Origin of the sequence: Terribium retamae (genome assembly GCF_022347545.1) — a bacterium.
In the GTDB taxonomy this organism is placed as follows: Bacteria; Pseudomonadota; Alphaproteobacteria; order Rhizobiales; family Rhizobiaceae; genus Mesorhizobium; species Mesorhizobium retamae.
Genome location: NZ_JAKREW010000008.1, coordinates 120,562 through 139,390 on the forward strand (window position 1 = coordinate 120,562; position 18,829 = coordinate 139,390).

The 18,829-nt window shown below is 61.7% G+C and carries 16 protein-coding genes; 5 read left to right on the forward strand and 11 right to left on the reverse strand.

Annotated elements, in window-relative coordinates:
• Positions 1-247: 247 nt before the first annotated feature.
• From L4923_RS11360 to L4923_RS11375, 4 genes are read right to left on the reverse strand one after another with little or no spacing between them, the layout of a single operon-like run.
• Positions 248-1,564, reverse strand: coding sequence for a lysine N(6)-hydroxylase/L-ornithine N(5)-oxygenase family protein (locus L4923_RS11360; protein WP_239364941.1), 1,317 nt, complete (start codon positions 1,562-1,564; stop codon positions 248-250).
• Positions 1,565-1,582: 18 nt separating this feature from the next.
• Entirely contained in the window at positions 1,583-3,400 is a 1,818-nt protein-coding gene (locus L4923_RS11365) for an IucA/IucC family protein (protein ID WP_239364944.1), read from the reverse strand.
• Positions 3,397-4,470, reverse strand: a complete 1,074-nt coding sequence (locus L4923_RS11370) for a GNAT family N-acetyltransferase (RefSeq protein WP_239364945.1) — start codon at positions 4,468-4,470, stop codon at positions 3,397-3,399. The genes L4923_RS11365 and L4923_RS11370 overlap by 4 nt, the downstream gene beginning before the upstream one ends.
• Positions 4,467-6,245, reverse strand: a complete 1,779-nt coding sequence (locus L4923_RS11375; RefSeq protein ID WP_239364946.1) for an IucA/IucC family protein — start codon at positions 6,243-6,245, stop codon at positions 4,467-4,469. The genes L4923_RS11370 and L4923_RS11375 overlap by 4 nt, the downstream gene beginning before the upstream one ends.
• A gap of 84 nt (positions 6,246-6,329) precedes the next feature.
• Here L4923_RS11375 and L4923_RS11380 point away from each other — a divergent pair, with 84 nt between their 5' ends.
• Complete coding sequence (locus L4923_RS11380) at positions 6,330-7,520, forward strand: MFS transporter (RefSeq protein ID WP_239364948.1); 1,191 nt, start codon at positions 6,330-6,332, stop codon at positions 7,518-7,520.
• 20 nt (positions 7,521-7,540) lie between these two features.
• Here the strand turns inward: L4923_RS11380 and L4923_RS11385 are convergent, their stop codons facing one another.
• The 5 genes from L4923_RS11385 to L4923_RS11405 form a co-directional block, all read right to left on the reverse strand.
• Complete coding sequence (locus L4923_RS11385; protein WP_239364949.1) at positions 7,541-8,794, reverse strand: MFS transporter; 1,254 nt, start codon at positions 8,792-8,794, stop codon at positions 7,541-7,543.
• Positions 8,795-8,804: 10 nt separating this feature from the next.
• Positions 8,805-11,051 (reverse strand): TonB-dependent receptor, encoded by a 2,247-nt coding sequence (locus L4923_RS11390; protein WP_239364950.1) that lies wholly within the window; start codon positions 11,049-11,051, stop codon positions 8,805-8,807.
• Between the two features lie 229 nt (positions 11,052-11,280).
• Positions 11,281-12,303: a LacI family DNA-binding transcriptional regulator gene (locus L4923_RS11395; RefSeq protein WP_239365044.1), complete on the reverse strand. Its 1,023-nt coding sequence runs from the start codon at positions 12,301-12,303 to the stop codon at positions 11,281-11,283.
• A gap of 66 nt (positions 12,304-12,369) precedes the next feature.
• Positions 12,370-13,254 (reverse strand): DMT family transporter, encoded by an 885-nt coding sequence (locus tag L4923_RS11400; RefSeq protein ID WP_239364951.1) that lies wholly within the window; start codon positions 13,252-13,254, stop codon positions 12,370-12,372.
• 180 nt (positions 13,255-13,434) lie between these two features.
• Positions 13,435-13,842: a DUF2000 family protein gene (locus tag L4923_RS11405; RefSeq protein WP_239364952.1), complete on the reverse strand. Its 408-nt coding sequence runs from the start codon at positions 13,840-13,842 to the stop codon at positions 13,435-13,437.
• A gap of 33 nt (positions 13,843-13,875) precedes the next feature.
• Between L4923_RS11405 and L4923_RS11410 the strand changes: the two genes are divergently transcribed.
• Positions 13,876-14,763: an AraC family transcriptional regulator gene (locus L4923_RS11410; RefSeq protein ID WP_239364954.1), complete on the forward strand. Its 888-nt coding sequence runs from the start codon at positions 13,876-13,878 to the stop codon at positions 14,761-14,763.
• Here the strand turns inward: L4923_RS11410 and L4923_RS11415 are convergent.
• Entirely contained in the window at positions 14,760-15,251 is a 492-nt protein-coding gene (locus L4923_RS11415) for a MarR family winged helix-turn-helix transcriptional regulator (protein ID WP_239364956.1), read from the reverse strand. The two genes, L4923_RS11410 and L4923_RS11415, sit on opposite strands and share 4 nt — an antisense overlap.
• Before the next feature lie 284 nt (positions 15,252-15,535).
• Between L4923_RS11415 and L4923_RS11420 the strand changes: the two genes are divergently transcribed.
• On the forward strand, positions 15,536-16,609 hold the full coding sequence (locus L4923_RS11420) for a CobW family GTP-binding protein (protein WP_239364958.1): 1,074 nt from the start codon (positions 15,536-15,538) through the stop codon (positions 16,607-16,609).
• A gap of 257 nt (positions 16,610-16,866) precedes the next feature.
• Positions 16,867-17,841 (forward strand): WD40 repeat domain-containing protein, encoded by a 975-nt coding sequence (locus L4923_RS11425; RefSeq protein WP_239364960.1) that lies wholly within the window; start codon positions 16,867-16,869, stop codon positions 17,839-17,841.
• A 2-nt stretch (positions 17,842-17,843) separates the two neighbouring features.
• Here L4923_RS11425 and L4923_RS11430 read toward each other — a convergent pair whose 3' ends face one another.
• Positions 17,844-18,290: a hypothetical protein gene (locus L4923_RS11430; protein WP_239364961.1), complete on the reverse strand. Its 447-nt coding sequence runs from the start codon at positions 18,288-18,290 to the stop codon at positions 17,844-17,846.
• A 72-nt stretch (positions 18,291-18,362) separates the two neighbouring features.
• Here L4923_RS11430 and L4923_RS11435 point away from each other — a divergent pair, with 72 nt between their 5' ends.
• The gene (locus L4923_RS11435; protein WP_239364962.1) at positions 18,363-18,794 is read left to right on the forward strand and encodes a MarR family winged helix-turn-helix transcriptional regulator; all 432 of its coding nucleotides are present in this window, start codon (positions 18,363-18,365) and stop codon (positions 18,792-18,794) included.
• Positions 18,795-18,829 lie beyond the last annotated feature (35 nt).

Here is an 18,829-nt window from a genome sequence, read left to right on the forward strand (position 1 = left end):
TGTCGCCGGACAACGAAGCATGATCGCCAAAGCTCTCCGCCCGACGACCACGCTTAAACCGCAACGGCGCGATCTAGCCTTTTGAGGAGTGCGGCGGCCATTAGCACACATGCACTAGCGGAAAGGTACGCGCCTTTCCGCCTCGGACGCCTGTCGACAAAATCAAAGCAAAACAAGCGCTTGCGAGGCAAGCGCTTGTTCATTCCCGATTGCCGCCCCTAAAGGCGGCGACATGCAGGGATATCTTCTAGAGAGCAGATCCTTGCGCCATCCGAGACAGGGCTTCCGCAGAATCGCCGACCCATTTCACCGCTGATGGCCGCAGCGCCAGATCGAAATGCTCGCGGCCCAGCAAAGCATTGACGATAACGGCACTACGCCATGCCATCAGGCTGAGCTGCGGTTCGGCGATGCCGTGGCTGTGGCGCCCGGCGTTGAGCGCGAAGATACGCGCGGCGGCGGGCCCGTCCCATTCCACCGAGAAATCCTCGCGCAGCTGATAGAGCCCGCGCTCGTCGAGATCGAGCCGCTCGCCGAGCGGCGCCAGGAAGTCGGGTACCGTGAAGACATAACCTGTAGCGAGCACGACGGCATCCGCGCTTACCATTTCCACGCTGCCGTCGAAGCCGTTGCGCATGACAAGGCGAAACTCGCCGCCCTCATGGCGCAGGTCGAGAACCTCGCGGTGCGGCAGGAAGGCGAGATCGTGCTCCTTGCCGGACAGGTGGCGCAGCGCATAGCTCTTCTGGTAGATCGCGCGCAGCGTCGAAGCCGAGATGCCGTCGCCGGCCAATTTCTGCTGCGCTACAGTCGGTTGCTTGCGCGAACGCGGCAGAGCATGGAAGCGTTCGACATATTGCGGGGTGAAGAACTCGTCCGTGAAGGGAGAATCGTCCAGCGTCTGGAAATTCTGCCGGCGGCTGATCCAGGCGATGGATTGATCCGCCGCTTCCGGCTGTGACAGCAAATGCTGCATAATCTCGGCACCGCTCTGACCGCCGCCGATGACGACGATACGCCGTCCCTTCAATCCACCCAGCCGATAAGCCGCCTGGCTGGTATGAAAACAGGTCTCACCTTGCACTACCTGCCCCCAGTCGGGAATGTTCGGCTTCAGCCCAACGCCAAGCGACAGGTTGCGCGCAAAACGCGTTTCGTCGTCGAAGCGAACATGGAAAGCTCCCTCCTTGAAACGCACTTCGCGCACGGATCGTCCGAAGCGGAGGTTGTCGAGACCGGCAGCGACCCAGGAAAGATAGCGAGCGAACTCGCGCCGTGGGATCGCGTCGAAATCGGCGTTGAGGAATTCATAGAACCGCTTCTGCGAAACCAGATAGCTGGCGAAGCTCCAGGGGCTGGTCGGCAGCGTCGCCGTCACCAGATCCTTCATGAAGGACGTCTGCAGTTCCACGCCTTCCAGCATCATGCCCGGATGCCAGTCGAAGGCCGGTTTGTCGTCGAAGAAGCACACACCGGCGGAAGGGATTGAATCGAGATGCGCAGCAAGGCTGAGGTGGAAGGGACCGATGCCGATACCTGCAAGGTCGAGGACTGGGGATGTCATGGACAGCTCCGTTGTTGATCAGGCCGCTTTGCCTCGGCCGATGGTCAGGCCGAGATACAATGGATTGTCGAGTTCGGTGCCGAGCGCGGGAACCGGCCGCTCGCCGGCATCGCCGTAGCCGATGGCAAAACGCACCTTGTTGATTGCGATGCGCGGCATTTTCGGCTGGAGCAGATCGAACTGGCGGAAACGCTCCGCGAGTTCCGTGTGCCGTGCCTGATAGGAGACGACGCAGTCGGCGAGCACTCGGTAGAAGACCGCCTCGTCGAGCCCGTCAAAATCGGCCAATGCGGCCGAGACGAAGCGCAGGACGCTGGCGACATGGCCGGTCTGCAGATGCTGCAGCAGGTGCGCCGGCGGGCGTCGTTTCAATGTGGCGCGAACAGCCGGGTCGAGCGTGGCAAGTTCCGGGAAATCGGCATCGACGAGGTCGAGATCCCCCTGGAAATCCTTGACCGCGACGCCCACCGGAACATCACCTTCCAGGATGATGGTGATGTTCTGGCCATGGGCGATGAAGCCGACGCCATAGCAGCACAGGAAGTGATAAAGCGGCACGAAGACGCTCGAGAACAGACGCTGCAGCCAGACCTCGTGGCCGAGCCCGGAAAGCTCGATCAGGGCGCTGATGACAGGGCGGCCCTGCGCATCGGTTTGCGTCAGGGCGCCCATCATCATGGGCCGTTTGCCCTTCGGCAGATTCTGGAGCGGACTCTCGCGCCAGATCGCGCCCAGCATTTCTAGATGCTGGTACGGCGCGCCCTCGATGCGTTCGAACTGGGGGTGCGGATAGAAGGCTCCTGCCACTTCGCTGAGCACAAAAGCCGGCTTCAACACCGGATCAGTGGCCGCCGTCGCCGCCAGCCAGCGCGACAGGCGCGGTCCGATGTCCATGTATTTGCCGGGCACGCCACGCCAGGCGGAGGTGTTGAGCACGGTGAGCGGCAGCTTCACATGCAGCGCCTCGGGCCGCGAGACGTTGGCCAGCGTGCGCAAGGATTGCTGGGCGGCAAAATAGTCGCCGAATTGGCCGAGCGGCACGATGCGCCCAGCGGCGATCTCGCCGGCATAGGTTGCAGCAAGCATGGCCTGCCACTGCCAGGGATGGACGGGAACAAGCAAGTGCGTTTCCGCGGACGCGCCCGCAGCATCGCGCGCAGTCTCGAGGCGCAATCGTTCGGTCCGGTTCAGCGCAGCGTCGAGCAAGGTGCCTTCGGTGACGTCGGGATCGACGGAAAAGCGCATATGCATGCGGTGCGCGGCAATCCAGAACAGCTGGAACTCGGACACGAACTCCGGAGAATAGGCCTCGAAGGCTTCCAACCCCCAGCCGATGCGTCCTTTGTTTGCTGGTGCTTTGGGATGGCCGTCGAGCAAACGCTGCAGATCAAGATCCGGCAGTCTGGCGAGGTCGAAGGCGGAGAACGCCTGGCGCTCGGAAAGGATACGGACATCCGCGATCAGAGTGCTGTAGAGCTCCTTGGCGTAAGTGCTGAGCGTGGGGGCAGAGATCTCGAGCACGGCACGCGCATCGACGAAGAAGGCGACGGCATCCTCTGCCGCCATCCCATCGCCATCTGCAAGCCGTATCAGCGTTTCCGGATCGATCGACAACTGCCCCCAGATGCGGCGTACGGCTTCGAAGCGGTAGGCAACGGCGTCACCGAGCGGCACTTCCCAGTATCGACCGCCCGCTTGCAGCGGCTGGACGGGCAGCACTTCCTCATAAATCAGCTCGGAGATCGCGCGCGCCAGAACAGCTTGGTTCGCGCGTCGCCAGAGCTCCCCGGTGACGGCCCGCCCCTTGGGCAAAGGACCAAGCGATGGCCCACTCACAGCGGCACCTCGCTGAAAAAGCGCGCGCGCTGGCAGCAGACGAACATCGCACGCTTGTGGGGGAAGTCGAATTCCTTGACCTTGTCGTAGGCAGCATGCGCGCAATAGCTCAGCATCTTGTGGTTCGATGCGCGCGGCTCTCCGACGATGCGCTGCGTGCGGGGATCGTCGAGGAACAAGTAATGCGTCACCGAACGGAACAGAGCCAGCGTCTTCGGTCTGCCGAGATGTCGCTTGTTGCCGATCAGCCCGTGCCAGCCGCGATCATAATCGGTCGGATCGTAATAAGGCCCAAGACGGTCCTCCTTGCCCCAGTACAATTCGAGATAGCCGCTCGGCTCGCCGTCCAGGCTGGCGATGACGCCGAAAATATGCGGATCCTGTTCCTGTGCGGCGAGATAGCCGTCAAGCTCTTCCCGACTCTGCGCCAGTTCCCAGAAAAAGGAGACGCGGCCGTCATTCATCCATTCATGGAACAGGTCGAGGTCGTTTCGCCGATCGATCGGCCGGAACGAAAGCGTCAGATCGAGTTCGGGAAGCCACCGCTGGTACATGACGCCATTGGGGCGTGGCGAACGCAGCGGCGGCAGCCGATCGGCGGGGCCGATCGATGTCTCGACAGCAGGATAGATCAGGTGCGAAGCCTGCTTGCGCCAAAGCAGAGGCAACTGGCGCAGCACGGACCGCCTGAGGACCGTGCGCAACTTTCCGTCGACGGGCTCTGCCGTGCGTGCGGTCGCCAGCGCGATCACCGGCCAGACCTCCTCGACCGGTGGCAACAGGATCTGGGCGGCATCGGGAAAGCGGATGAAGACCGCGTCGGCGAGCGCCGCCAGCATTTGCGGCTGATCCTGCCTGCCGGCCTCAAAGACAACGTCCTCAAGCAGCAGATCGGCCTGGTGTCGGATCAGCGCGGCCTGGGCGATCCGAACACCAATTGGAGACACCAGGGTCAGTTTGCTGCCTTCATAGCGGACTTCGAACGCGCCGTCGTCCGAGGCCAGATAATGCTTGCTCACGGCAAGAATGCCTTCGGCCTGGGCGGGCTTTTCTCTCAGTTGGATGTTCATGCGGGCTTCCTCGTGAAAAGCGGATTTGACATCGGGACGTATCCAGCAAGCGGGTCGGTGACCTCGGTGTTCTCGTTTGTGTTCTTCAACGAAAACAGGAAATTGCCCTTGCTGCCGAGCGTGGGCGAATTGAGCAGATAGTCGAGACAGGCGAGATTGCCGGGTGCCCGCGCGGCAAGCCTTTCCAGCAGCAGACGGAAGCGGGCAAGCAATGCTTCCTCACTGGACAATCCGGCATCGGCGAGCGCCGAAATGACGGCGAACACCCCGTTGATGACAAGGTAATAACCGAACACATGGGCAGCAGACTCTGCATCGAAGACATGATCGCCCTTGCCGCCCGCGGAGGGCAGATGCTCACGCAGCATCGGCAGGAACTCTCGGACATAGCCGGTGCCTTGGCAGTCGCGGAAATAGAGATGGCTGGGCCAGCCATCACTCAACCCGACGACGAGGTTCTGCTGATGCGCGCCAAACAGCAGCCCGAACTCCGAGAAGGCAAGGAAGAACGGCTCAATCGCCGTATCGAGGAAACGTTCGAACCAGCACTCCGCGACCACAGGCGGCTCCAGACCGTCCTGCTTTGCAACAAACCTGACGAGATCGGAAAGATGGCTTTCCGCCTGGCCCGGGTGACGCTCGCATAAGGCGCCTAGAACGGCTGCCTTGGGGGCGTTGTCGTGCCGGAACGGATTTTCGCGGAAGGACACGATGGCGCTGGTGAGCACCGCGCCGCCGGGCCCATCGCGCAATGCCATCCATGCTGGCTCGCCGAGCACAGTCAGTGTCGGGCAGACGTCTCTCAGTCTCTCGCCCAATGTGCCTTTGACTAGGCTGTGCACAGAAAGCCCGCGGTCGCATTCGTGCCGTTCGATGACCCGGCGCGAATTGGTGAGCTTGAGGTCGAGCGAGAATTTCAACATCCAGGCGCTGTTCGCAGAATGGATAGTGCGCAACGACGTCGTCGCGCGCCATGAAGGTCCACCAAGACCGAGATCGCGAACCAGGCCCGCCGCGAAGAGCTGCTGAACGGCCGGCACCAGCATCAGCCGAGATGCCTGCCAGGGATGCATGGGGAACAGGCGCGAGCCTTCATTCTGCGTGAGTGGGGCAAAGCCCTCACCGGTGAGGCTGTGCACCATTTCAACGACGTCGTGGGGGTCGACACTGCCGCAGGCGAAAACATCTGGATGGACGGCCCACCAGCGCAGCTGAAAAGCGCCGCCATATTCATGACCGAAGCGGCGCGAATCCTCCTCGGAGAACTCGTCGCGGCTCATCGGTGCCGGGTGCACGGCGTGACCAAAGCGCAGCGCGCTTTCCGCCTCGATGAAGTCCGGTACGCCATCGGCAAATGGCCGCACGGAACCTCTTGCAGCAGTGGTCTGCGCGATCGCCGCGACACTGGCAGCCGTCCGCCTTTGAAGGTTCAGCCGGCTGGCGCTACTGGAACGACCACGGATATCCTCCTCGCGCATCAGCATGGCGAGAACGTCGAAGAGCTCGATCTCGACGGGCCTGCCGTCGGTCAGAAGCCAGATCCGGCCGTCGAACCCATGATAGCCGACGCGCGACCGATGGCGCAGCGGTGCGACAACAATGGCGCCGGTCGCAGGCAGATCAAGGACGAGGACCTCCTTGCCGCCTTTGAGAAATCCGTAGTTTTCGGCGCGATCAAAACGGCACCCATTCCACTCGCGGACAAGAGCATTTAATAGTCTATCGACAGATGGAGCGGTATTACTTCTATCTTCTACGTAAGTAATTCTGTCCATTTGTTTATCTCACGACAGTTGCATTAGTATATTTATTGTGGAATTGAACAGGTTGTATTTCCGAATAACGAGCTTACACTTGTGATGATCTCCGCTTCTCCTCTCGAAGAAACAGGCCTGACGCGGCGGTTGGCGTTCGGCGCCATGTCGATCGGTTTTGGCCAATCGGCCTTTGTGGTGTTGGTGCCGCTGGTGATGGCTCGACTTCGCCTGACGACCTTCGATCTCGGTCTGGCTGTGGCCGCAGGCACATTCGCCTTCCTCATCGGCGCGCCGCTGTGGGGCAGTGCGGGCAGTCGCATCGGCCCTGGCCGCATGATCCGTGTGCTCGGGCTTGCCATGCTGGCCGCACAGGCGCTGCTGGTGATCCAGCTGTCGGCGGGGCCAACAGCCTACGCTATCGCGATAGGCGGGCTGATCGTCTCGCGCCTGATCTACGGCTTCGCGGCAGCGGGCGTGATGCCAACCGCCCAGGCATGGCTCGCCGGCACGGTCGAAGCCGGTCGCCGACAGGCGGCTTTCGGGCTGCTGAGTGCCGGTGTCAATTTCGGCAGGCTGACGGGTTCGTTGGCCGGCGCCGCCGCAGCGATCGCAGCACCACTCACCGTCGCGCTGTTCACGTTGGCACCACTGATGCTGTGGCTGGTGCCCAGGGACGCGACAAAGATTGAGGCCAGTGACGGGACCAGAGCGCCCCGGCTTTCGCCACTGGACATGCGCATCCTGCCCTTCCTGCTGATCGGCGCTTGCATGACCGCCGGTTTTGGGCAGGTGCAGATCATGCTTGGCCCATTGCTGCAGTTCAAGCTCGCCCTCGACGCCACCCAGGCAATGGCTTTGACCGGCGCCGCACTTGGACTGGTGGCGGTTACCATGATCGCGGTGCAAACGCTTGTACTGCCAAGGCTGCGCTGGAATGAGCGCAGCGGCATCCTTGCTGGAACCGGTCTGGTCGTGGCCGGAATGGCTGGGCTCACGATTGCCAACGGTCATGGCGTCGGCGCTCTCGCGCTGGCGGTAACCGGCTTCGGCACCGCGCTTGCGACGCCGGCCTACACAGCCTGGCTTGCGCGCCGTGTGGAGAACCGGGAACAGGGCGCTGCCGCCGGTTGGTTGTCGAGCGCCCATATCGTCGGCCAAACCGCAGGTGCCTTGATAGGAGGTTTCGCCTTCCAGCTTGCACCGGAGCTGCCGCTGGTGGGTTGCGCGTGCCTGGCTCTCGCCGCCGCGGCAATCGCCATGATGCTCGACAGGCACAGCACCGCGCAGCGGTGAAGCGGGCTGCCGAAGCGCAATCATGAGATGACCTCAGCCGGTCGTTCCGCCGCCGCGGCGCTGCGCAGCATGCCGTAGGTCATGACCACGGCGATGCCTGAGATCGCGGTTGCCAGCGCAAAGAGCGGACCGTAGCCCATCAAGTCAGCGAGCCTCCCGGCAACCATCGAGCCGACCAGATAGACGATCAGCTGCGCGCAGGAGAGGATGGTGAAATCGGTACCCGGCTGCTCCGACGAAGTCACCGACATGAACAGGCTGTAGAGCGCGACGATTTCCATATAGCGCACCAGCGTCTGCAGGAAGGACGCGCCGAATATCGGAGCGGCGCCGGTGAACAGCGCGAAGGCATGCAGCATGAAGATGGCAAAGCAGATGGTGCGCAGGCCACCAAGCAGCGCGAGGACCGATGCCGAGCCATATTTGTGCAGGAGCAGCGCCGCGATGAAGGAACCGCCGAGACCGACGGTGACAGCGGCACCACCGGACAGATAGCCGATCCAGTTCAGCGGCACACCGGCGTCCACGAGATAGGCCCCTTCCATCGATTTCACCAGGCCTTCGCTGGCGCGGTAGACCAGCGCGATCCACAGGATCCGCCTTGCTTCCGGTCTCGCCAGGAAGTTGCGGATCGAAGGCCTGGTCAGAGCCGCCTGCTTCTCGGCAGTGGGATCGGTCTCGCGCATGGCAAGCGCGGCAACCAGCGGAATGAAGGAAAGCAAGGCGATCGTCACGATCGCAACGTCCCAGCCGTAGCGATGATAGAGGACGAGCCCCAGCGTGCCGCCAATGACGACGCCGAGCGCTACCGAACCGCCCTGGATGGCGTTGCCGATCGGCCGGTCGGCCGGATTGAGATATTTCGAGGCGTAGCCGTCGGTCGCGATGTCCTGCGTCGACAAAAGCATGGCGACGAAGAAGCCGATCGCAAAGATCGCACGGACATCGGTCGGCTCGACGGCGAGCATACCGAACAGCGCTGCGATTATGCCGAGCTGGGTGATGACGACCCAGCCCGCCCGGTGAGCGCGTGCGAAAGGACGATACCGGTCGATCAGCGGCGCCCACAGGAACTTCAGCACCAAGGGCAGCATCAGCAGCGACAGCATGCCGATGGCCGTTCGGGAAACGCCCTGTTCACGCAGGATCGGCGGGATTGCCGCCGCGAACAGGTAGGATGGGATACCCTGCGCCAGATAGAGGCCGCCGAGCACGGCAAAGAGCCTGAGCCGCGAGCGGTTTTCCTGGGTTTTTGGGAATTCCGCCGCGCTCATACCGCCGATCCTAGAAAGTGACCTTGAAGGACGCCGCGATGGTGCGGCCAAGACCTGGCACGTCAGCACCACGGGTCGCGGAAGCGGTCGGGTTGACGTAGTAGGTGTCGAAGAGATTGCGGACGGCGAAGTTGAGTTCCTGGCCTCCGGCGAACTTCTTGGTCACGCCGATATTGGCGAGGACCGCACCGTCGAGTTCCTGGCTGGCGATGCGATCGCGGCCGGAGAACATCTCAAGTTCAGTCCGCAAGGTCAGATTGTTGTCAAAATGTGTGACGACATAGGCCAGCCCCTTGTAGGTGGTGGGGATGCGGTTGTTCGGCAGATATTCGTCGGAGCCGATCTTGCCGTCCCGGTTGGCGTCGTATTTGCCTTCCACGTAGCCGACCGAGCCGCCGAGCGTGAACATCTCGCTGATGTCGTATTCGGCGTTGGCCTCGAAGCCCCAGATGCGCTCCTTCTGCTGTGAGACGCGGTTGGCCGCAATGTCGTAGTTGACGCCATTGTCGGAGGTCGACAGATAAGCGCTGGCGCCGCCGCGCACATTGCCCCAGTCGCCGCGCAGGCCACCTTCCCATGTGTTGACCACCTGCGGCTCGGGCGCGATATCGGCGTAGCTGATGCGATAGTCGGGCGCGTTGGTGCAGGGCAGAAGCGGCCGGATGCTGGTGCCGTAGGCGTCGCAGGTTTCGGCATTGGTGTTGAGACCGGCGCGACGGGTGAAACCGCCGATGTCGGTAAGGCTGAAGCCCTGCGAGAAGTTGCCGAAGGCCTGCAATTCCGGAGTGATGTCGAAGACCGCACCGGCATTGAAGGTGGTCGCGTTGTAGTCGAACGATCCGCCAACGACATCGATCGCCGGCAGTCCAACAAGGTTCGACCCGGCCAGCACCGCAGCAGCCGGACGCTTGAAATTGTCGACGTCGAGATAGAACTGGTCGAAGCGCACGCCGCCCTGCAGGCGGAAGCGATCAGTGACCGGCACTTCCGCCTGGGCAAAGGCAGCGACGGAATTCTGCGACGACGGTGCGATGGCATCCTGGCCATTCAGCAGCGTCTGGCCGGTCTGGTCGTGGGTGAAATCAAATCCCCAGGTCAGCGTGCTGCCCTGAGTGATGAAGTCGACGGGCGTGTTGACGGTGGCGTTGATACCCGAACGCTGCACCTCCAGCGCCGTCTGGTTGAAGGAGGCTGTAGGATCCCGGTTGATCGGCAGCAGCGTCGGCCGCGCCGGGTTGGTCGGCAGATAGACCTGCGAGTTCACCCTGGAGAATTTGGTGAAGGGCGATTGCTTGAAAATGTCATTGTAGAACGCCTTCAGCTCCAGCTTGCCGAGCGCGAAATCGCTGTCGGTGTATTTAGCGGCCAGATATTTGGAATCCTCGATTAGCGGCTCTCCGGTGTAGGCGTCGGAGAAGTTCGGCTTGACCGGGTTGCTCAGATAGTCGGTGAACCAGTCGGCCTTCTGGCGTGCATAGGTCCAGTCCGCGCTGAGTTCGATACGCTTCGAACCGTTTTCATAGCCGACCACGCCGGAGAGATCGCCCCAGCCGGTGCGATCGCCGCCACCCTGTCCCAGCATGGCGTCGGAGGCCATCTCATTGCCGTGCCCGTCATAGGTGCGGCAGCTGAAATTGCCCGAGGCGGATGCAAAGTAATCGAAATCGCCGCTGCGGCCCTCGACCTGGACATTGCCGCTGGGGGCAGCCGACTTGCCGAAATTCTCTGTGAAGGCTGTGACGCCGGTGCGTACCGTGACCTTCGGCGTATCGCTCGTGCCACGCTTGGTGATGAAGTTGATGGTGCCTCCGGTGGCACCGGCTCCGTAGAGACTTGAGGCGCCGTTGATGATTTCCACACGCTCGACGGTGTCGAGGTCGATGGTGGCGAGGATGCGCGAGACGTCACGCAGCGGCGTGTTGCGCGGAACGCCGTCGACCATGATCAAGACGCTGCGGCCGCGGAAGGTCTCGGAAGCACCCGAGATGGTTTCGTTGCGGGGTGCGTAGCCTGGCACCAAACGAGCGATCAGATCGGAGGCATTCTCACCCTGCCCTACAGCGGTGCCGATGGCATTCTGGTCGATCACCTGGACCGACTGCGCAACGCTCGAGATCGAGCGGTCGTCGCGCCCGGTGATGATGATCTTGTCGAGCATCGTCGGGTTGTTGTCGGCCGGTTTTTGCGCGTCCTGTGCGAAAGCCGGTCCGGCCAGGATCGAGGAAGACAGCAACGACACCACAGCAAGCTTCTGCATTTACGCCCCTCTCAAAATCGCGGAGCCAACAACGCCCTCTCGCAGCTCCCAGAAGCGCGCTAAATAACTTAACCAATCGAGTCAAGTTTGAAGATTACAAAAACAGTCAAGTTTTTGCGATGAGATGCTGCAGTGCGGCATGGAGGGCACACAGCGACGTTTCGTGGACGCTGCATGCGCAAAGGTCAGGCTCTGTCGTCGGGCAGGCATCAGGCAGCGTCGGCCGTCGTCAGACGCGTTCCACCGGCCGGCCAGTCGATTGGCGAACGTGAAGCTCAGGCTTGATGAGCTCCTGCGAGAGCCGCACCGTCTGGCCGTTCAGCTTGTCCAGCAACGCGCTGGCCGCACGACGGCCGACCTCGCGTTGGCCGTTCCACACGGTGGTCAGCGCCGGCGTGGCGATCTGCGCTTCCTCAAGGTCGTCATAGCCCGTCACGGAAATATCGACACCCGGCACGAGACCGGCCCGGGCGATGCCGTTCATCAAGCCGATGGCGACGAGATCATTCCAGCAGCAGGCCGCGGTCGGCTTGTCCTTCAGCGCCAGGAACTGCGCGGCGGCCTCGAAACCGCCTTGCTTGGTGCGCGGGCCCGGGACACGCCAGGACGGCATCACTTCCAGCCCGGCCGCTTCCATGGCGTTGACGTAACCCTGATAGCGGTCACGGCCCGTAGAGGTCTGGTCGGTACCACCAACCATGGCGATGCGCTTGTGGCCGAGCGAGATAAGGTGATTGGTGGCGAGTGCGGTGCCATAGGCATCGTCGCCGCGGAACACAGGCACATGCGCCCCGTCGACATCGCGCGCAATCAATACCGCTGGCAAGCCGTTTTCCTCGGCCATGATGATGTCGGAGGCCGGCGTGTCGATGGCCGGCGACATGATCACGCCATCGGCGCCGAGCTGCAGCAGCGTGTCGATGAAGGTGCGCTGCTTGTCGAGCTGGTCGTAGTGATTGGAGAGCAGGAACGTCTGCCGGCTGCGATCGAGTTCATGTTCGATGGAACGCAGGATTTCGGCATAGAACGGGTTCATGATGTCGTGCACGACAACGCCGACAATGCCGGAACGCGAGGTGCGCAGCGAAGCGGCACGACGGTTGTAGATGTAGCCGATCTCGCGCGCGTGTTCCTTGATCTTCTCACGGGTCGAGCCCGCCACCAGCGGGCTGTCGCGCAGCGCCAGGGAAACAGTGGCCGTGGAAACGCCGAGCGCATCGGCAATGGTCGAAAGCTTGATCTTCTGTGCCAGCGCCCTGGGCTCCCGCTCGCGATTTAAACTGTTTAAATGCGGCTTATGCCATCGAACGACGGCAAATCAAAGCTTTTTTGCCAGCTCTCCGGTTTCGGCATCGAGAGCGGCCTTGTTGCGTACGCGCAGCCGGTGTTCGCGGTGGAGGATATAGAGCCCGCTTGCAACGATGATGGCAGCTCCACCGAGGGTCCAGCCATCGGGAAACTGGCCAAAGATGAAGTAGCCGAAGCCGATCATCCAGATCATCTGCGAATAGGGATACGGCGCCAATGCGGTGGCGGTCGCCAGCTTGTAGGCGCGGATCAGCAGCCAGTGGCCGCCACCGCCGAACACGCCGAGCAGCAGCAGGATTGTCCAATGCCAGGCATCCGCCGGCAAGGTAGCCGAGAAGAACAGCGTCGGGGAAAGGATGACGGCCGGGGCCAGCGCCGAATAGAAGATCAGGCTTTCCGGTGTCTCGGTCGCCGCCATGCGCCGCGTCATGATCACGTACAGCGAGTTGGAGAGCATCGAGCCGAGCGCGAACAGGTGGCCAATGCCGAACACGCCGATGCCTGGCCTCGTGATCACGAGCACACCGATAAACCCGGCCAGGATTGCCAGCCAGCGCCGCCAGCCTGCCCACTCCCCGAGCAATGGTCCTGCCAGCGCGGTAATCACCATCGGACCGAAGAAATAGATCGACGTCGTCTCGGCCAATTGCAGCGTCCGCAACGCGACGATGTTGCAAAGGGTCGAGCCCGCCAGAAGCATGCCGCGCAGAATGTGGGCCTTCAGGTTCACCGCCCGAAAGCGTCCAATATTTTGCCACCCGCGAAACAGCCCCATCACCAGTACGACGTGGACGCTGAAGCGCACCCAGGCGATGAACAGCGGCGCCAGGCCGGCAAGCACCAGATATTTGATCGAAGTGTCGAGGAAGGAGAAAACCACATAAACAGACAGCATGTAGGCGATCGCCGCCGGTGGCGTCGCACTTTCATCCTGTCTGTCTGGCTGGTTCACTGCGGCAAGGCGTCACGAAATGGGTCTTGTCCGCTTGTGCGGGAAGAGACGTGTCGCGGCAACACAAAAGATGCCATCAGCCCGGAATTTTGCGCCGGACGGTCTTTCGCTTTGTGTGGCTCTTCAAGCGTGCATGCGCGCGCCCTTGGTGATCTTGTCGACGATCTTCTTGTCGGCCCGCAGCGCAATGCCGACCACTTTTGCATCGTCTGGTGCGAATTTTGCGAAGGTTTCGCGGTTCAGCGCATCGAAGCCGGTCGAAAACATCTCTTCGACATACAGTGAAACTTTCACATCCCTCTCCAGCGAACGGCGATGGATGGTGGACAAGGTGGCCTGGTCGGCCGAAAGGACGATGACCGGCTGGATGGAAAGCGCATTGTAGAAGTTGCCGCTGCGGTCGCGATAAGGTTCACCGATCATGTCCGGAAACTGTGCGGCGATGCCGGTGCTCAGGAATGCGGTCACATTAAGCTTCTGCCAGACGGCGAGATCTTCCCTCAGCACAACTGTAAATTTCGTATCGAACATGGCAGCTTCCTATATTTGGTTCCGATGAGTGAGATGAATCTCCCCGATCTAGCTGCCGAGGCCTTCCAAGGTCTTGGACGTTTGTGCGCAAACGACAGCGGCGACCGCATCGTGCAGGCACCTGCCACGACAGGCCTCGAGCGGATCGAGGCGTGGTTCCATGGTCCGGTCTTCGATCCGCATCGCCATGACACCTATGCGATCGGTGTCACATTATGCGGTGTCCAAAGCTTTCATTATCGCGGCGCGGTGCGGCACAGCCTGCCTGGCCAGCTGATCGTACTGCATCCCGACGAAGTGCATGATGGCGGCGCTGGAACGGAGAACGGCCTACGCTACCGCATGCTCTATCTGGAACCATCGCTGCTTGCAGAAGCCGTGGGTGGTGCGCCGCTTCCCTTCGTACCGGACGGCATCGTCAACGACGCCGGCTTCCGCGCCACGCTCGCCAGTGCGCTTGGCGAACTGGACCAGGAACTGGACGAACTGTTCGTGGACGATTTCACGGCTCGGCTTGCGGGCTTCATGCTGCGGCATGCGAAACGGCCTGCCAAACCATTGGGCAAGACCGCCTGGCGTGCAGTGACTCTCGCCCGCGACTATCTGAAGGAAAACGCGTCGGATCTTGTCCGATCGGAAGAGTTAGAGACCGTCACCGGCCTCGACCGCTACGCACTGTCACGGCATTTCCGCGCCGCCTTTTCCACCAGCCCGCATCGCTTTCTGGTGATGCGGCGGCTGGAACAGGCCAAGAGGATGATGGCGGTCGGAACACCGCTGGCCGAGATCGCCGCCGCTGCCGGCTTCAGCGACCAGAGCCATTTCAACCGCCAATTCAAAAAGGCTTTCGGCCTGACACCGGGGCGCTGGTCGACGCTTATCCGTGGGGAAAGGCCGGACGTAATCCCGGCCGCCGCTTAGACCGCGACCGCGGCCCGGACTTCCTGCTCGTCCTCGTCCTCGTCGGCGAGCACGATCTCTTCATCCGACAGGTTCGCCTCGATGCGGGCAAGCAGCTTGAACAGCGTCTTCTGGTCTTTCTTGTCGAGACCACGCAGCGCCTGCTTTTCGGTCTTCTTCACCGACTTCTCGATGGCGTGGATGGTTTCGCGGCCTGAATCGGTCAGGAAGATATGCGCCTGGCGCGCGTCGGCATTGGAGGCACGCTTCTCCAGGAAGCCCTGAGCCTGCAACCTGTTGATCGTTTTGGTAATGGTGGGCGGGCGAACGCCCAGTCGATCTGCCAGCGTGCCGGGTGTCTGGCCGTCCTCACGGCTCAGCGCCAGCATGATCTGATCCTGCCCGGCATAGAAGCCGTGCGCGAGCAAACGCGCGGCAAGTGCTGTTCTTGCCAATCTGGCCGCAGAATGCAGCCGGCTCATCGTTGCACTTTTGTCAGCCTTGGCCATGGTCAGTCTCCTGGACCGCGCCGAAACCGGCACAATAGCCGCGGCGTTCGGATTGGCAATCAGTGTTCAAAGAGGCCGGCCAACGAACCGCTTTGCCGGCAAGCCACGCAACATTCGCCGTGGCTAATGACAGATCATTATTTCAGTTAGATGACAAAGCATTATTGCATTGCAAAATGCCCGCCCAGCCGATGACAGCAGACCTGTCTGGATCAGTGGTTTGGCAGGTGCAAAAGCCCGAACGACGTCCTATATGGAGGGAAATTTCCCTTCGAGGCCCCGACATGAGCGAGACACAGACGCAGATTCCCGTAACCGTGCTGACCGGCTATCTCGGCGCGGGCAAGACGACGCTGCTCAACCGCATCCTCTCCGAGAACCATGGCAAGCGTTATGCCGTGATCGTCAATGAGTTTGGCGAGATCGGCATCGACAACGACCTGATCGTGGAGTCCGACGAGGAAATCTACGAGATGAATAATGGCTGCGTCTGCTGCACGGTGCGCGGCGATCTCATTCGCACAGTGGAAGGCCTGATGCGCCGCCCGGGCCGCTTCGATGCCATCCTGGTCGAGACCACCGGCCTCGCCGACCCGGCACCGGTCGCACAGACTTTCTTCATGGACGACGACGTCCGCTCCAAGACCAAGCTTGACGCCGTGGTGGCGCTGGTGGACGCCAAGCACCTGCCGCTGCGCCTGAAGGATTCCAAGGAGGCCGAGGACCAGATTGCGTTCGCCGACGTGGTCGTGCTGAACAAGACCGACTTGGTGACGCCGGAAGAGCTTGCAACCGTCGAAGCGACCATCCGTGCCATCAACCCGTCGGCCCGAATCCACCGCACGCAGCGCTCCGGCGTAGCCCTGACCGAAGTGCTCGACCGCGGCGCCTTCGACCTGAAGCGCGCGCTGGAGAACGACCCGCATTTTCTGGAAGCGCATGATCACGATCACGATCATGAATGCGGTCCGGATTGCGACCACGATCACCACCACCATCATGACCACGATCATCACCACCACGATCATGACCATCACCACCACGCCTCGCCGATCCACGACGTGACGGTGCAATCGGTTTCGCTGCGAGGCGGCGAGATGGATCCGAAAAAGTTTTTCCCCTGGATCGAGAAGATCACCCAGATGGAAGGGCCGAACATCCTGCGCCTGAAAGGCATCATCGCGCTGAAGGATGATCCGGATCGCTATGTGTTGCAGGGCGTGCACATGATCATCGAAGGCGATCACCAACGCGCCTGGAAGGACGGCGAGAAACATGAGAGCCGGCTGGTGTTCATCGGCCGCAAGCTCGATGCCGAGCGGCTGAAGTCGAGCTTCGACGCCTGCCAGGCGGCGTAGTGTTTGTGGTCCTGGATGTAGCCATATCCAGGACGCTGGAATCGCCGGTTCGGCCCATCAGGGCCGCGTGGCTTTCGCGCCAACGGGCGCGGCGCGCAGTCGCGCGCTCCAGCGGTCTGTCGGTGTGACCGTTGGCATAAGACGCCGCACTTTTCTTGCCTGCACCGGCAAGGTCGAGTAAGCCCCTCACCGGCTTTCAGCTGATGAGGGGCTGTTTTTGATGGCCTGTCCGAAATATCGCATGGAATTTCTGCCCGATGCCCACAGTCGCCCCGCTTGATATCGACGGTCATTGCGTCGCCGCCGTTTTCCTCAGCGACGTACCGCATTTCGCCTTTGCCGATGGCGCGGTGCACAGGCTGGACAATGGCCACAAGACCGTTCAAGCCAATGATGGCCTGCTGGCAGCTGTCTATGATCAGGCAAACGAGCGGCTGATCACCGGTGGTGAGGACGGCAAGGTTTTCTCGGTCAAGCCGGAAGGCGTTGTCGAGGAACTGGCCGCAGCCGGCCGCAAGTGGATCAGCGCTGTCGCCGCCGGTCCACAGGAAGCGATAGCCTATGGCGCCGGCAAGAGCGCTTTCGTCCGTTTCAAGGATGGCAAGGTAAAGGAATTCCAGCATCCCCGCACCGTCGAAGGCTTGGCCTTCGCACCGCGCGGCATGCGCATCGCCGTTGCCCGCTACAACGGCGCCACGCTGCATTTCCCGGCCACCGACGGCAAGCCGACGGAACTGGAATGGGCCGGTGCGCATACCGGTGTGACATTCTCGCCCGATGGCAATTTCCTGGTCACCACCATGCAGGAAAATGCCCTGCATGGCTGGAAACTGGCCGATGCCAAACATATGCGCATGTCCGGCTATCCCGCCAAGGTAAAGAGCCTCTCATGGAGCGCACGTGGTAAGTGGCTGGCCAGTTCCGGCGCACCGGCGGCGATCGTCTGGCCCTTCCAGGCCAAGGACGGGCCAATGGGCAAGGCGCCGCTGGAACTCGGCACACGCGGCAACACCATGGTCACCTGTGTCGCCTGCCATCCGAGCGAAGAGGTCGTTGCGATCGGCTACGAAGACGGCATGGTCATAGCGGCCCGCTTCCAGGACGCCAAGGAAGTCATGCTGCGCCGCCCCGGCAAGGGCGCCATCACCGCCCTGACCTGGGATAAAGCCGAGCGCCGGCTGGCCTTCGGCAGTGCCGTGGGTGATTGCGGCATCATCGACATCACTGCCTGATCTTACGCAGCACGTGAGCTGCTTCTGCAACGCAGCGCAATCCCGTCACGCATGTTGAGCGACAGCAGGATGATGTTTGTCGCTCCAGCCGCGAGTTCGAGCGCCTGCACGGCGACGAAGGCAGCATCAAAACGGCCCAGCTCCGCCCAGTTTGCAAGCATGTAGGCAGATGGCAACAGGAGCAGCAGGCCGTTGGCGGCGATGAACCGCATGCGGCGCTTCTTACGCTGGACGATGGGGGTCCTCCAGCCTTTGCCCAGCGAAAAACCGGAAGCTCCGGCCAAGGCCATGGCCGGAATGAGCACAAGCATACCGGTCAGTATGCCCGATTTCACGGCTGCCACAGCAGCCAAGTTGCCAGATAATTCAGCTGCCACCGTTGAAAGCCAGAAACAGGCAACGGTCATCAGCGCGACGGCACCAGCCGTCGCGTGGATCTTCGCTTTCATTGCGATCTCCCGATTTGAATAGCATGCTATATATCATTGCATAGCATGCTATTCAATAGCTATTCCTAGACCATGAGATTCCAGAAAGAACGCTCGGCCGGCTTCCTGGCCAATCAGATGGCACGCCTGTTCGCCAAGGGCCTACAAAAGCGCATCAGCCCGCTGGGGTTGGCGCCGGCGCAATTCATGACTTTGCTCGCGCTCTGGGACGAGGACGGATTAACCCAGAGCGAACTGGTGCGTCGCCTCGACGTCGAGCAGGCGACGATGGCCAACACGCTGACGCGCATGGAACGCGACGGGCTGATTGAAAGGCGGTCGAACCCGAGCGATGGCCGCTCGCAATCCGTTCATCTTACGGAAAAATCAAAAGCGCTGCAGGCCCCTGCCATTGCAGAGGCTCGTGCTCAGAATGCAACCGCCTTGGCCGATTTCAGCGATGAGGAAAGGGAGATTTTCCTGGTGCTGATGCGCCGCGCCATCGCGGCCATGCACGGCAACTAAGCAGCCATCAACAATGCAGTTTTTCTATCCAAATT